Origin of the sequence: Streptomyces sp. NBC_00986 (assembly GCF_045162565.1) — a bacterium.
Classification (GTDB): domain Bacteria; phylum Actinomycetota; class Actinomycetes; order Streptomycetales; family Streptomycetaceae; genus Streptomyces.
In genome coordinates, this window is record NZ_CP108733.1 from 2,826,069 (window position 1) to 2,840,464 (window position 14,396).

Consider the following 14,396-nt stretch of genomic DNA (forward strand, 5'->3'; position numbering starts at 1 on the left):
TCCCGCCCGTGTGTCGTGTCAGCTGTCTTCGACTCTACGGGCGGGGTCTGACAATCGGCCCCGGCGACCGGCCGGGGCCACCTGCTAGGGAACCGTGCGGGAGACGACGTAGACCATGGGGAGCTTGGGGTCGGACAGGTTCACCACGATGTCCTGGGTGGGGGCAGGGTCCTTCTGCTTGTTGACGACGCCCCACCAGGGGCCGGGGCCGGTGAACTTCCAGCCGGTGATCTTCTGGTCGCGGGCGCTGATGGTGATGTCGCCCTTCTTCAGCGTCTTCCGGTCGACGTCTATCCCGGCGAGGAAGGTGTCCAGGCCCGCGTCGGTGGTCTCGAACTGGACGTAGAGGCGACTGGTCTTCCAGTTGTTGGTCTCGTAGAAGGCGACCTTCTCCGCCGGGTGCGGGACCGGTACCTGGTAGAGGCGCCGCTGCACCTTGGAGGGCCAGCCCACGGTGAGCCCGGTCGCCGAGTACTTGTACTCCTTGTCCTTGCCGCTGTTGCGGCTCTGGTTCGCGGAGATCGCCAGATAGACGGCCGGTACGCCGATGAGCAGCACGATGATGAGCAGGGTGATCGCCCGGCGGCGGGCCTTGTGGCGGGGATCCTCGGGTGGTCGGGGCGGCTCGTCCCGGGGCGTGGTCTGACGCGGCAGCGATGCGATCATGCCGTGTCCTGGCTGCCGCGGCGGAACTCGGCGAACCGCTCGTAGCGTTCGTACCGCTCGACCCGGCGGCGCTTGGCGCGGCGGAAGCGGCGGGCGACCAGCCGGGCGAGGTCGGCGGCGCCGACCATGCCGGCCTCGGGGCCGAGCTGGGCGCGCACTATGCGGGCCTCGGGGCGGTAGCCGCGGCCGGTGAGCTGGCGCTTGAACGCGTCCCGCGCGGGGCCGATCAGCAGGTCGTCGGCGGCCGAGACACCGCCGCCGATCACGAAGCAGGACGGGTCGAGGGCGGCGGCGAGGTTGGCGATACCGACGCCGAGCCACTGACCGATGTCCTGGAGCAGCTCGATGCACATCGCGTCGCCCTCGCGGGCCAGCTCGGTGATCATCGGCCCGGTGATGTCGCCGATGTTGCCCTTGACGTGCTCGATGATCCCGTACGCCACCGGGGAGTCGGCAGCGGCCAGCTCGCGCGCCTCTCTGACCAGCGCGTTCCCGGAGCTGTACTGCTCCCAGCAGCCGCGGTTGCCGCAAGCGCAGCGGTGGCCGCCGGGCACGACCTGCATATGGCCGAACTCGCCGGCGACGCCGTACTTGCCGCGCTTGACCTGGCCGTCCTCCAGGATCGCGCCGCCGATGCCGGTGCCGAGCGTGATCATGACGAGGTGGTCCTCGCCGCGCCCCGCGCCGAAGCGCCACTCCGCCCAGGCGGCGGTGTTCGCGTCGTTGTCCACCAGGACCGGCACGGAGAGCCTGCTCGTAATGCGGTCCCTGAGGGGCTCGTTCCGCCACGACAGGTGGGGGGCGAACAGGACGCGGTTGCGGTCGGCGTCGACCCAGCCGGCCGCGCCGATGCCGACGGCGTGCACGTCGTGCCGGTCGGACAGGTCCAGGACCAGTTCGACGATGGTGTCCTCGACGACCTTGGGGCTCTTGGACTTGTCCGGGGTCTCCGTGCGGAGCTTCTCCAGGATGTTGCCGTCGGCGTCCACGACGCCCGCCATGACCTTGGTGCCGCCGATGTCGATGCCGACGGTGGGCACGCGGGGGGCCGTGAGGTGCGACCTCCGCTCGCGGGTGCCGACCGTCCTCAGTGCGGGGGCACGCCGGGAGCCTATAGGGGCGCTGAAGTTGCCGTAGGTGCTCATCAAGGCCCGATTCTGCCTCACCGTGACCGGGGGTGCTGTGCGGGGGCGTGAAGGGGGTACGGATTGTTGTTCTGTGCGGGTGCGTCGTGGCTGGTCGCGTAGTTCCCCGCGCCCCTGAAAAGGGGCACCCTCCAACTCGGCACAGAAATCATGAAAGCCCGATATCAGCGAGGACACCCGTCTAATTGTCCGGACATTATGACGAACAACGCGGGCGAAGCCGTGCACTCAGGGACGTACCAGGAGCTGGAACTCGAACGAGTAACGCGTCGGCCGGTAGGTATGGCTGCCGAACTCCACCGCGCGCCCCGTGTCGTCGAACGTCGTGCGCTGCATGGTGAGGAGCGGGGCGCCCTCGGGTTCGGCGAGGCGTTCGGCCTCCTCCGCCGTGGCGCCGCGGGCGCCGATGGACTGGCGGGCGCTGTGCAGGGTGATGCCGGCGGTGCGCATCATCCGGTACAGGCCGGTGGCCTCCAGCTGCGCGGTGTCGAGGTCGAGGAGGCCGAGCGGCAGGTGGTTGGACAGGTAGGCCATCGGCTCGCCGTGCGCGAGGCGCAGCCGGTCGATGCGGTGCACGTCGCTGTCCTCGGCCACGCCGAGTGCAGCCGCGACCTCGGCGGAGGCCGTCACGACACTGTTGACGAGGACCTTCGTGGCGGGGCGCTGCCCGGCCGCCTCCAGGTCGTCGAAGAGGCTGCTGAGTTCCAGCGGGCGCTTCACCTGGCTGTGCACGACCTGCGTGCCGACGCCCCGCCGGCGCACCAGGAGGCCCTTGTCGACCAGTGACTGGATGGCCTGGCGGACGGTGGGCCGGGACAGGCCGAGCCGGGCCGCCAGTTCGATCTCGTTGCCCAGCAGACTGCCGGGGGTGAGCGAGCCGTGTTCGATCGCGGCCTCCAGCTGCTGGGACAGCTGGAAGTACAACGGCACCGGGCTGCTCCGGTCCACGCTGAGCTCGAGCGGCACTGTCGGGTCCACATCTGGTTTCGGCACGGGGCCGAGCGTAGCTGTGTGAATGGTTGACGGGAAGTGATGTAGTTCGATTGTCCGGACATACGCATTGACAGCGCGCCTGGTCGGCCCCCAGTTTGTTCCCATGCGCATCGGAGTCATCGGTACGGGCCGCATCGGGACCATCCATGCCAGGACGCTCAGCCGTCATCGCGAGGTCGGTTCGCTGATCCTCACGGACGTGGACCCGGCACGGGCCCAGGAGCTGGCGAACCGGCTGGGGGAAACGGCGGCACCGAGCACGGAGGAGATCTTCAAGTGGGGCGTGGACGCCGTGGTGATCACTACGGCGACGTCGGCGCACGCCGAATTAATCGGGAGAGCGGCACGGTCCGGGCTCCCGGTGTTCTGCGAGAAGCCCATCGCCCTTGACCTGCCGGGCTCGTTGCAGGCGATCGCCGAGGTCGAGACGGCGGGAACGATCCTCCAGATGGGGTTCCAGCGCCGGTTCGACGCGGGCTACACGGGTGCCCGGGAGGCCGTGCGATCGGGGCGGCTGGGACGGCTGCACACCGTCCGCGCGACGACCTCAGACCAGACGCCTCCCCCGGCCGCCTATCTGCCGATCTCCGGCGGGCTGTACCGGGACACCCTGATCCACGACTTCGACATGCTGCGCTGGGTGACCGGGCGCGAGGTCGTCGACGTGTACGCGACCGGTTCGGACGCCGGTCCCGCGATGTTCCGCGAGGCCGGTGACATCGACACGGCCGCGGCGGTCCTCACCCTGGACGACGGCACGCTGGCCACGACGACGGCCGCGCGCCTGAACGGGGCGGGCTACGACGTCCGGATGGAGCTGGCCGGCGAACTCGACCAGGTCGTCGTCGGCCTGGACGACCGCACGCCCATCGCCTCCACCGAGCCGACCGGTCCCCCGGCCGCGACCAAACCCTGGACCGGCTTCCTGGAGCGCTTCGGGCCCGCCTACGAGGCCGAGTTGATCGCCTTCGTGGAGGTCGTCGTCGGCCAGCGCACCAACCCGTGCGACGGCCGCGAGGCCCTCCAGGCGCTGCGTATCGCCGAGGCCTGCGAAGTGTCCAGACGCGAACACAGACCCGTCCGCCTCGCGGAGATCGCGGGCGCCTTCCCCTACAGCTGAGCAGTCGTTTCGCAGGCGGTGGTCCGTCCTCAGTCACTTCAGGGGGCGCTCAGGACGTACGGACCGCCAGCACCGTGCCCTGGGCGACCGCGCAGAGGGACTCCGTGCCGTCGTCGGCGACCGTGAGGACGTCGCAGCGGACGACGGCCTGGCGGCGGCCGGCCTGGACGACCTCCGCGTGGGCGCGCAGGATGCGGCCCGTGGCCGGGCGGACGTACTGGATGGAGAGGCCGCCGGTGAGGACCGCGGGGCCCAGTGCCGTGCCGCCGGCGAAGGTGAGCGCGTTGTCGGCGGCGTAGGCGAGGACTCCGCCGTGCACGAAGCCGTTCTGCTGGTGCAGGTCCCCCCTGATGTCGATCTCCAGCGTGGCGATGCCGTCCCCGAAGGCGCTCAGCCGCGCACCGATCAGCCTGCTGAAGGGCTGACTCTCCAGCGCCTTCCGGGCCATGGTCAGGTCGAACTCGGCGATTGCGGTCACGAGGGCGGGCCTCCAACAGGGTCCACGGCTGCTACGGCTGTCACGGCTGCTGCGACTTCAACGACCGCTGCGGCCACGGCAGTTGCTGCCGGGGTTGCTGTTGCTACGGCCTTCAGGGCTCCGCCGTCGCTACGGCCGCCCCGTGCAGCCGTTCTACCAGCGCACCGGCAGCGCGCGCATCCCGCGCATCAGCATGCCCGGGAGCCAGTCGCCGGGCGGGCCGTCCAGGGTGAGGGCGGGGGCGCGCTCCAGCAGGGTGCGTATCGCCGTGCGGGCTTCGAGGCGGGCCAAGGGGGCTCCGAGGCAGTAGTGGATGCCGTGGCCGAAGGCGAGGTGGCCGCGGGCATCGCGGCGGATGTCGAAGCGGTCCGGGGCCGGAAAGCGGACCCCGTCGCGGTCGGCGGCGGTCAGGCCGACCATGACCGGATCGCCCCGCTCCACCGAGGTGCCGGCGATCTCCAGGGGCTCCGCGGCGAACCGGAACGTGCCGTTCTCCACCGGGCCCTCGTAGCGCAGCATCTCCTCGATCGCGCCGTCGAGCAGGGTCATGTCGGCGCGCAGGGCGGCGAGTTGGTCCGGGTGGACGAGCAGGGCGTGGACGCCGCTGGTGAGGAGGTTGACGGTGGTCTCATGACCGGCGATGAGCAGGATGAAGGCCATGCCCCGCAGTTCCTGCGGGGAGAGCCGGTCGCCGTCCTCGGCGGTGGTGCGGATCAGGTCGCTGAGCAGGTCGTCGCCCGGGCCCGCGCACCGCTTGTCCTCGATCAGGTCGGCGAAATACTCGGCGAGCCGTACGAACGCGTCGTACTCGGTGCCCGAACTGGTGGGCGCCACCGCCTCCGTGGACAGTTTGCGGAACTCCGCGCGGTCCAGCTCGGGCACACCCAGAAGCTCGCAGATCACGGTGATCGGCAGCGGGTAGGAGAGCGACTCGACGAGGTCGGCGCGGCCGGACGGCAGCATGGCGTCGAGCAGGCCGTCGGTGATCTGCTGGACGCGCGGGCGCATTTCCTCGACCCGGCGCATCGTGAACGAGCGGGTGATCAGCCCGCGCAGGCGGGTGTGGTCCGGCGGGTCGGTGATCAGCAGGTACCTGCCGATCAGCTCCTCGTCGAGGAACGTCACCCCGATCTTGCCGCCGTCCTTGGCCAGCCTCGGGTCCGTGAGCGCCGAGCGCGCTTCCTCGTACCCCACGATCAGCCAGGTCACATGGTGCGCGTCCGGCGCCGGCAGCCGCACGCGGTGCACCGGGCCCGACTTCCGCAGCATGGCGTACACCTGGTGCGGGTCCCGCCGGAACTCCTCGCCGAACTCCCCCAGATCGATCACTTCCGTCATCCCTGCCCCCTCCTGGTCGATCCCCCGAGGTCTCCCAGTGCAGTGAGAACGGACGACGGCAGCCGCTAGTGCCCGCTCTCCCCGTCCTCTTCGAGCAGACCCGCGTCGTACGCCAACAAGGCGATCTGCACACGGTTGTTGAGGTCGAGCTTGGCCAGGATGCGCGAGACGTGGGTCTTCACGGTGGCGACGCTCATGAAGAGGCGGGTGGCGATCTCGGCGTTGGCGAGGCCCTGGCCGACCGCGACGGCAACTTCGCGTTCGCGGTCTCCCAGGGCGGCGATGCGTTCACGCGCGCGTGCCCGACGGGTGTCGGTGGCGGTGCCCGCCGCGTGCTCCATCAACTGGCGGGTGACCGCGGGCGACAGCACGGGATCGCCGGCCGCGACCCGGCGTACGGCGTCGAGGATCTCGGCGGGCGGGGTGTCCTTGAGGACGAATCCGGCGGCACCCGCGCGGAGGGCCCGTAGCACCTGTTCGTCGGCGTGGAAGGTGGTGAGGACGACGATCTGGGGCGCGTCGCCTCGGACACGCAACCGCTCCGTCGCCGTCAGCCCGTCGACCGACGGCATGCGGATGTCCATGAGGACGACGTCCGGGTGGACGCGGTCGACGAGCTCCTCGACCTCACTGCCGTCCGCGGCCTCGCCGACGATCTCGATGTCGGCGGCGCCACCCATCATGAAGGACAGCCCGGCCCGCACCAGCGGGTCGTCGTCGACGAGGAGCAGTCTGATCGCAGTCATGGGGCTACGTAACCACGGCGACGCGGCGGGTGGTGGCGCGGTCTGCGGCGCCCGGCCGGGCGGGGTGCCCGAGGAGGCGTGCGCACGTCCTCGCCGCCCACGCCGAGGCGGGCGGCCGTGCCGTCGACACCGCGAGCGGAGTGATCCTCGGGGGAACGTCTCCGGGGCGGCGGCACGTGAGCGCGACCGGTACTCCACGGCAGCACCCCGGGCACTCTGCGCGCCGGCCGCTGTCCCACGCCAACATCTCGGTGGAGCCGGCGAGTTGGCCAGAGTCCGGGTGAACTGCGCCGGAGCGGACCGGCCGCGCGGCCCGCACTCCCCCACCGCACTCCCCCGACACACCCCCGGTTCGCAGACAGGCAGCGGGACACGGGTGCGGTGCCTGTCCGGAAGCGGCCTCCATCCCCCTTGCCCAGTACGGGAGTTACCCGTAGCGCCGAACGGGACTCACCCCCACGGCAGCCAAGCCCGCACCCGGAACCCCCCGCCCTCCCCCGGACCGTGCTCCAACCGTCCCCCCGCCAGCGTCGCCCGCTCGGTCAGCCCGATCAACCCCTGGCCGGAACCCGGGACATGGGGCACCGCGCCCTCCGGGGGCGGGTTGTGCACGGCGATCACCAGGCCGTCGCCCGGGGTGCCGGTGACCGTCACCGTGACCTCCGTGCCCGGGGCGTGTTTGCGGGCGTTGGTGAGGGCCTCCTGGGCGATGCGGTAGGCGGTGCGGCCGACCGAGGCGGGGACCGTGGCGGGGTCGGTGACCCGGTTGGCGAGGGTGACCTTCATGCCGGCCTCGCGGGACTCGGTGACCAGCGCGTCCAGGGCGCCGAGCGTGGGCTGCGGGCGGCCCGTGTCGTCGGGCTCGCCCGCGCGCAGGACACCGATGATCTCCCGAAGGTCCTGGAGGGCCTCGTGGGCGCTCTCCCTGATGACACCGGCCGCCCGCGCGACCTCCTCGCGGGGCGCGTCCGGGCGGAACTCCAGCGCGCCCGCGTGCACGCTCAGCAGCGTCAGCCGATGGGCGAGCACGTCGTGCATCTCGCGGGCGATGGCCTCGCGGGCTAGCCGCTGGGCCTGCTCGGCGCGCAGCTCCGCCTCCGTCTCGGCGCGCCGGGCGCGGTCGCGCAGGCTGAGCATGAGCTGCCGCTTGGAGCGGACGAACATGCCCCAGCCGATGACGGTGAGGGTGAGCAGTTCGGTGAAGACGACCGCACCGGCGTACGGCAGGTCGGGGTCCGGTCGCAGCCAGAAGAACAGCGGGGCCAGGGCGAGTTGGACGCCGCCGATCCAGGCGACGTAGCGGAAGGGGCGGTGCACTGCGAGCGTGAACACCGCGACCATGGCGGCGCCGCCCGCCGTGTTCGACACGAAGCCGACGGGGACCATCGCGACCGCGAGCCCGACCGGCCAACGACGGCGCAGCCACACCGCGCCGCAGGCGAGGACCCCGAAGAACTGGTCCACGACGGCGAGGGAGTGCGGGGTCGCGGCGTCGCTGTCGAGGGTCTGCGCGGCCGCGAGTCCGATGCCCACGGCCAGCAGGAAGCAGCAGGTGTCGACGACCCAGTCGCGGGCGGTACGGCGGGGCCGCCCGCGCCGTTCGACGTCGGGGTCGAGTTCGTCGGCCACGGCGGACGGCAGCAGCCATCGGCGCCCCGCGAACGCCTGCGGCACCTTCGCGGTCCTGTCTCCGGTCACGGTCGACAAATCTATGCGGCACCGGGCCCGGTCACCCACCCCGTGCGGGGGAACGGCGACCAAAGTCGCGCCATCACAGACTTTCGGCGGACATGCCTCGCCCCGCGGCCCATGATCGTGGGGGGAGCCGCGGGGCGAGGGGCGAGCAGTGGTGCAGCCGGTCGTTCGGCTCAGCAGCCGAAGTTGATCAGGTCGAACGTGACGTAGTGGTCCGAGGTGTAGTAGTCCTCCTGGGACTTCTCACCGGTGACGATGCGGCGGGCTCCGCGCGTAGAGGAGCCGGGCGTCTTGACCGTGTACTCGTGGTAGTAGCCCGACGACTGCGAGGGCAGGACTCCTTCCTGGTTCCGGAAGACGACACCGTCCTGCGAGTAGGGGAAGGGACCGTTCGACGCGATCAGGTCGAGCGTGTCGTAGGCCTGGGAGGGCAGGTCGCTGTAGCAGATGCTGCCGACCGCGGCGGCCGCCGGGGTCACGGTGGCGACGGTGCCGCCCACGACGAGGGCGGACAGGAGAGCGGCTGCGGCTCCGATGCGAGTGGCGCGTGGGGGGAATCTCATGGCTCCATGATGACGCGCGTAGACAGTGGCATGTCAATGACAACTCTGCAGATTTTCCCGTCAAGTCCGATGAGTTTTCCGGGAGTTAACGTGCGGCCCCGCGCCCCCACGCGGTCCCCACAAGTACGAGCACACCGCCTGCCAGCCCGAACGCGCCGAGCCGTTCCCCGCCCAGCGCGATACCCGCCGCGGCGGCCCACAGCGGCTCGGTGCCGAGCAGCAGGCTGACCCGGGAGGGCGAGGTCCGGCGTACGGCCCACATCTGCACGAAGAAGGCGAACAGGGTGCAGAACACGGACAGGAACAGCAGCCCGGCCCACTCGCGTGGCCCGAAGTCGGCGGCCGTTTCCCACGGTGTGGTGTCGGCGCCGGTCGACAGGATCGCGAACACCGCGACGGCGGTGGCGAGTTGGACGGTGGTAAGAGGCAGCGCGTCCGCGCCCTGGACCGACGTGGTGCGGGACATGGCGAGCACGTGCAGGGTGCGGGCCAGCGCCGCGAGCAGCATGAGGAGGTCGCCGAGGGAGGGGCGGGAGAAGCCGGCGCCCTGGGTCAGCAGCAGCACGCCGAGCACGGACAGGGCCGCCGCGCCGAGGAAGGCTCGGGAGGGCCGGGTGCGGGTCACGGCGGCCTCGGCGAGCGGGGTGAAGATCATGGTGAGGCTGATGATGAGGCCCGCGTTGGTCGCCGAGGTGTGGACGACTCCGTAGGTCTCCAGGAGGAAGATCCCGGCGAGGATCAGCCCGAGGAGGGCCGCGCCGCGCCACTGGGCGGCCGTCAGGGCGCGCAGCGAGCGGTGGCCCACGACCGCGAGGACGGGCAGGACGAGGGCGAAGCGCAGGACCAGGACGGCGAGGACCGTGCGGGCCGTGGTGATGTCCTTGGACGCGAGATAGCTGGCGCCCCAGACCACCGCGACCAGCAGGACGGGCAGGTCGGTGAGCCAGGCCCGGCGGGGCAGGGCGGTGCGCGGTACGGCGATCGAGGACATGAGGGCGGCTCTCCCGGTCTCCGACGAAGGGGTGGAGACATCGGCGGCTGCCACACGGAACGATCACCGTACCGGCGCGACCCCCGGCTGACTAGGCGTTTTCCGCATCGGCGTCCGCGTACGAGCCGTAGGTCGGGCGGCCCGCCAGGTCGTACGACTGGATGGAGACGCCGGTGCTGGTGACGCGCCCGCCCGTGTGCCGGAAGGCCATGGGCTCGGTGCCCTCGGGGAACAGGCGCAGGCCGCTGCCGAGCACGACCGGGAAGGTCACCAGGTGGAGCGTGTCGACGAGGCCGAGCGCGAGGAGGGAGCGGACGAGGGCGCCGCTGCCGTGCACCTGGAGTTCGCCCTCGGTGCGCTCCTTGAGGTCGGTGACCTCCTTGGCGAGGTCGCCGCCGAGAACGGTGGTGCCGGCCCAGGAGGGGTCGGTGAGGGTCGACGAGGCGACGTACTTAGGCAGGGCGTTCAGCTTGGCGGCGATCGGGTCGGCGGGGTCGGTCTTGTCCGGCCAGTACCCGGCGAAGATGTCGTACGTACGGCGGCCGAGCAGATACGCGCCGGAGCGGTCGAAGACCTCGACCACGAACCGGCCGAAGTCGTCGTCACCGTAGACGAAACTCCAGCCGCCGTGCTCGAAGCCGCCGCGGGTGTCCTCCTCGGGGCCACCGGGGCCCTGGTAGACGCCGTCGAGGGTGACGAAGAGAGTGGAGACGAGCTTGCCCATGTCGGGTGCCTGCTTCCTGCTGCGGGAGCGGATGGTGTCATCAGCTCAGACCCCGCGGGCCCCCGCAACTCATCGGTCCTCGCTTCGGCATCTCTCTGTCTCCGCTACGGCTTGTCTCGGTCTCCGCCACGGCTTCCCTCGGTCCTCGCTACGGCTTCTCACCCGGCGTGGGTCGAGAACATGCCGCCCGTCGGGCCCTGCTTGTCGCCGCCCTGGGCCTTCTTCAGGGCCTTGGCGAGGCTCTCGATGGTGAGGGACTGGAGGATGACGCGGCCGTTGCCCTCCAGGGTGGCCAGGGACAGGCCCTCGCCGCCGAACACGGCGTTCATCAGGCCCTGGCGGTTGAGGCCGCCGATGCGCTGGACGCCGTACTGGACGCCCTCCTCGAAGGCGACGAGGCAGCCCGTGTCGACCTCGATGCGGCCGCCGAAGTCGGCCGGGTTCAGGTCGATGAAGTTGCCCGCGCCGGCGATGATCACCGTGCCGTGCCCGGTGAACTTCTCCAGGACGAAGCCCTCGCCGCCGCTCATGCCGGTACGGCCGCCCTGGAAGGCGATGCCGAACTGGACGCTGGACTCGGCCGCGACGAAGGCGTCCTTCTCCGCGAACCACGCGCGCGTGCCGTCCAGCTCCAGGGCGCGCATCTCACCGGGGAGCACGCCCGCGAAGCCGACGGTGCCCTCGCCGCCCTGGGAGGTGAAGTACTGGAACGCCAGCGACTCACCGGCGAGTGCGCGCTGACCGACCTGCATGGCCGTCCCCATGGCCTGCCGGAGCATGCCACCCATGCCGCTGCCACCCGCGCCACCGGCGCCCTGTTGCTGGCCGCCGCTCGACGATCCGCCGAGGCGGGTCTCCATGGTCACGTTCGTCGTCTTGAAGAGGAACTTTCCGGCCTCGCAGTACACGGTCTGGCCGGGGTTCAGGTTGACGACCGCCATCTGCATGGCGTTGCCGACGATCTCTTGCTGAAGGGTCACGAGAGGAGAACGTAGCGGGTGGCCGTCTCGGTTCCGGGTGGGGTGTGGCGGCCTGCGTTGGAGAAACGCCGGGCGGGCCGAAAATCAGCCCGTCCGGCGTGTGGCAGCGTGCGTCAGCCGCCCAGTTCCTGATGCCGGGCGGCCAGTGCCGATGCCCCTTGCTCGGTCAGCGAGCCGAACAGCCGCAGCCGCGAGATCCCGCCGTCGGGATAGATGTCCACGCGTGCGTGCGTCCCGATCGCCGGGGTCGGGAGGACGAAGCGGTGGTTCGTGTCGGGCTGGAGGCGGGTGCGCGGGAGGATTTCCGTCCAGTCGCCGGTCTCGCCGTCCCGTACCGACACCGACGCCCAGCCCGCGCTGTTGCCCTTCAGGTACGCCGTGTCGATCTCGAGGGCACGGATCTGGGACTGGGCGGCCAGGCGGTAGCGGATCCAGTCGTTGCCCTGGTCGCGGCGGCGGCGGGTCTCCCAGCCGTCGTCCATCTTCCGGGAGCGGCCGGGCTGGATGGTGTTGCTCGCGGGTGAGTAGAAGAGGTTGGAGGCGTCCTCGGCGCCGCCGCCGTTCTCCAGGGCGACGACGTCGAACGTGCCCAGCGCCGCGAGCCAGTTGGGGTCGGGGACGACCTCGCCGTAGACCCGCAGGCGGGCGATGCCGCCGTCGGGGTGCTGGTTGACGCGGACGTGGGTGAAGCGTTGCTCGGTGGCTATGGCGAAGCCGTTCGCCGCGTGGCCGCCGACCGGTGTGCGCGGGACCAGGGACGTCCACTTCACGTCGTCGGCGAGGAGGTCCTCGGGAGACGGGGAGCCCGGGAGGGAGGTGCCCTCGACCGACACCGCCTGCGGGTAGTTGCCGCGGAAGTGGGCCGTGTCGACCACGATGCCCCTGATGACTCCCGGTGCGCCCAGGCGGACCAGCGCCCAGTCGTGGTCCTCCGCCGTCGGCCAGGGGTGTTCGGCCGAGGCTCCGCGGCGGCGGCGGGTCTCCCAGCCGTCCATGATCTTGCCCTTGTGGCCGAAGTGCTCGGGGTCGAATTCGGCGGGCCCGGGCACGAGGAGGTTCTCGCGCTGGGCGAAGAACTCGTCGTTGGCGGCGATCACACCGGCGCCGAGCTGCCGGTCGGCGAGGTTGGCGTACTGGGTGAAGGGGAAGTCGGCCGTGCGGTAGTCCGCGTACGGGTCACCGCCTCCGTAGGGGTTCGCGTCGCCGGTGAAACTGGGAATCGCCGTCACTGCTGTGTCTGCCTTTCGGGAGTGGGCCGCTGCGGGTGCGGTGGGGTGAATCAGGGGGTACGGGTCAGGAGCTGGCCCTTCGGCTCGGTGAACTCGCCGTCCGGCACGATGCGTTCGCCGGGCGGCCGGGTCGACCCGACAGCCCTGCTGAGGGTCTAGCTGGAGTCGTCACTACTGGTCCGCCTCTCAGAAGTGGGCCGCTGCGGGGGGTGCGGAGAGCCGGATCAGGGCCGCCGGACCAGGAGTTGACCTTTCGGGTCGGTGAACTCGCCGTCCAGCACGATGCGTTCGCCGCGCAGCCAGGTCGACTTGACGACGCCGGTGAGGGTCTTGCCCGCGTACGCCGTGACGCGGTTGCGGTGTTGGAGGGCCGCCGGGTCGACGGTGAACGTCTCGTCGGGGGCGAGGACCGCGAAGTCGGCGTCGCGGCCCGCCTCGATGGCGCCCTTCTGGTCAAGTCCCGCCAGCTGTGCGGTCCTTGAGGACATCCAGCGGACGACGTCCGTGAGGTCGTGGCCGCGCCTGCGGGCCTCCGTCCACACCGCCGAGAGGCTCAGCTGGAGGCCGGAGATACCGCCCCACGCGGTGGCGAAGTCGTCGGTCTTCAGGTCGGCCGTGGACGGTGAGTGGTCCGTCACCACGCAGTCGATCGTGCCGTCGGCCAGTGCCTGCCACAGGAGGTCCTGGTTGGCGGACTCCCGGATGGGCGGGCAGCACTTGAACTCGCTTGCCCCGTCCGGGACTTCCTCCGCCGTCAGGGTGAGGTAGTGGGGGCACGTCTCCACCGTTATACGGACGCCCTCGGCCTTGGCGGCCGCGATCAGCGGCAGCGCGTCCGACGAGGACAAGTGCAGGACATGCACGCGCGCGTTGAGGCGCTTCGCCTGCGCGATCAGCCCCGCGATGGCCGTGTCCTCGGCGTCGCGCGGGCGGCTCGCGAGGAAGTCGGCGTACTTGGGGCCGCCCTGCTGCGGGGCGACTTCGAGGTGGTGCGGGTCCTCCGCATGGACGATGAGAAGGCCGTCGAATCCGGCGATCTCGGCCAGGGACAGGGCGAGTTGGTCCTGGTCGAGGTGCGGGAACTCGTCCACGCCGGACGGGGACAGGAACGCCTTGAAGCCGAAGACGCCGGCGTCGTGCAGCGGGCGCAGGTCCTTGACGTTGTCGGGCAGGGCGCCGCCCCAGAAGCCGACGTCCATGTGGGCCTTCTCCGCGGCGACTTGCTGCTTCGTACGGAGGTTGTCGACCGTCGTCGTCGGCGGGAGGGAGTTGAGCGGCATGTCGATCAGGGTGGTGATGCCGCCGGCCGCCGCCGCGCGCGTGGCGGTCCAGAAGCCCTCCCAGTGGGTACGGCCGGGGTCGTTCACATGCACATGGGTGTCGACCAGGCCGGGCAGCAGGACGTCGTCGCCGAAGTCCTCGAACCGTGCTCCGGACGGGACTTGGGCGTCGTACGGGAGGACAGCCGTGATCTTCCCCCCGGCGACCGCGACCGCCGCCGCGCGTGTCCCCTCGGGAGTGATGACACGTGTGGAGCGCACCACCAGTTCAGCGTCGGACACCCGGACCCCTCTCTGCCGCCGTCATCGCTTCCGCCGTCGTCGCTTCCGTTACTTCCGGGAAACGGGATTTACGTCCACGTAACGGAATTCAACGTTCTGTTGAAGGAGTCTTCACTCCCGCTCCCGTACCGTCAAGGGCACACATCTCCACGATGCGCCTCACGCG

14 protein-coding genes are annotated in these 14,396 nt (G+C 70.9%); 1 reads left to right on the top strand and 13 read right to left on the bottom strand.

Annotation, left to right across the window (positions count from 1 at the left end; genetic code table 11):
* Positions 1–84: 84 nt before the first annotated feature.
* The 3 genes from OG504_RS12315 to OG504_RS12325 form a co-directional block, all read right to left on the bottom strand.
* Positions 85–666 (bottom strand): sugar kinase, encoded by a 582-nt coding sequence (locus tag OG504_RS12315; RefSeq protein ID WP_405989851.1) that lies wholly within the window; start codon positions 664–666, stop codon positions 85–87.
* Positions 663–1,811, bottom strand: a complete 1,149-nt coding sequence (locus OG504_RS12320) for an ROK family glucokinase (protein ID WP_366311778.1) — start codon at positions 1,809–1,811, stop codon at positions 663–665. Before OG504_RS12320 ends, OG504_RS12315 begins: the two co-directional genes overlap by 4 nt.
* A 228-nt stretch (positions 1,812–2,039) precedes the next feature.
* Positions 2,040–2,777 (bottom strand): GntR family transcriptional regulator, encoded by a 738-nt coding sequence (locus OG504_RS12325; RefSeq protein ID WP_405996313.1) that lies wholly within the window; start codon positions 2,775–2,777, stop codon positions 2,040–2,042.
* A 130-nt stretch (positions 2,778–2,907) separates the two neighbouring features.
* Here OG504_RS12325 and OG504_RS12330 point away from each other — a divergent pair, with 130 nt between their 5' ends.
* A complete protein-coding gene (locus tag OG504_RS12330) occupies positions 2,908–3,924 on the top strand; it encodes a Gfo/Idh/MocA family oxidoreductase (protein WP_405989852.1) in 1,017 nt (338 codons plus the stop codon).
* Positions 3,925–3,973: 49 nt separating this feature from the next.
* Here OG504_RS12330 and OG504_RS12335 read toward each other — a convergent pair whose 3' ends face one another.
* The 10 genes from OG504_RS12335 to allB all read right to left on the bottom strand — a co-directional run bounded on the left by OG504_RS12335 (position 3,974) and on the right by allB (position 14,230).
* Entirely contained in the window at positions 3,974–4,372 is a 399-nt protein-coding gene (locus OG504_RS12335; protein WP_405996314.1) for a PaaI family thioesterase, read from the bottom strand.
* A gap of 183 nt (positions 4,373–4,555) precedes the next feature.
* Positions 4,556–5,740: a cytochrome P450 gene (locus OG504_RS12340; RefSeq protein ID WP_405989853.1), complete on the bottom strand. Its 1,185-nt coding sequence runs from the start codon at positions 5,738–5,740 to the stop codon at positions 4,556–4,558.
* 65 nt (positions 5,741–5,805) lie between these two features.
* Positions 5,806–6,486 carry a response regulator gene (locus OG504_RS12345; RefSeq protein WP_405989854.1) on the bottom strand — a complete coding sequence of 227 codons (681 nt, stop codon included), beginning with the start codon at positions 6,484–6,486 and terminating at the stop codon, positions 5,806–5,808.
* A 450-nt stretch (positions 6,487–6,936) separates the two neighbouring features.
* Complete coding sequence (locus OG504_RS12350; RefSeq protein ID WP_405989855.1) at positions 6,937–8,184, bottom strand: sensor histidine kinase; 1,248 nt, start codon at positions 8,182–8,184, stop codon at positions 6,937–6,939.
* A gap of 170 nt (positions 8,185–8,354) precedes the next feature.
* The gene (locus OG504_RS12355; RefSeq protein WP_398998565.1) at positions 8,355–8,744 is read right to left on the bottom strand and encodes a ribonuclease domain-containing protein; all 390 of its coding nucleotides are present in this window, start codon (positions 8,742–8,744) and stop codon (positions 8,355–8,357) included.
* A gap of 85 nt (positions 8,745–8,829) precedes the next feature.
* Positions 8,830–9,735 (bottom strand): DMT family transporter, encoded by a 906-nt coding sequence (locus tag OG504_RS12360; protein ID WP_405996315.1) that lies wholly within the window; start codon positions 9,733–9,735, stop codon positions 8,830–8,832.
* Between the two features lie 91 nt (positions 9,736–9,826).
* Complete coding sequence (locus tag OG504_RS12365; RefSeq protein ID WP_405989856.1) at positions 9,827–10,459, bottom strand: dihydrofolate reductase family protein; 633 nt, start codon at positions 10,457–10,459, stop codon at positions 9,827–9,829.
* A 158-nt stretch (positions 10,460–10,617) separates the two neighbouring features.
* Entirely contained in the window at positions 10,618–11,439 is an 822-nt protein-coding gene (locus tag OG504_RS12370) for an AIM24 family protein (protein ID WP_405989857.1), read from the bottom strand.
* Positions 11,440–11,552: 113 nt separating this feature from the next.
* On the bottom strand, positions 11,553–12,668 hold the full coding sequence (gene alc, locus OG504_RS12375) for an allantoicase (RefSeq protein ID WP_405989858.1): 1,116 nt from the start codon (positions 12,666–12,668) through the stop codon (positions 11,553–11,555).
* Positions 12,669–12,892: 224 nt separating this feature from the next.
* A complete protein-coding gene (allB, locus tag OG504_RS12380; RefSeq protein ID WP_405989859.1) occupies positions 12,893–14,230 on the bottom strand; it encodes an allantoinase AllB in 1,338 nt (445 codons plus the stop codon).
* Positions 14,231–14,396 lie beyond the last annotated feature (166 nt).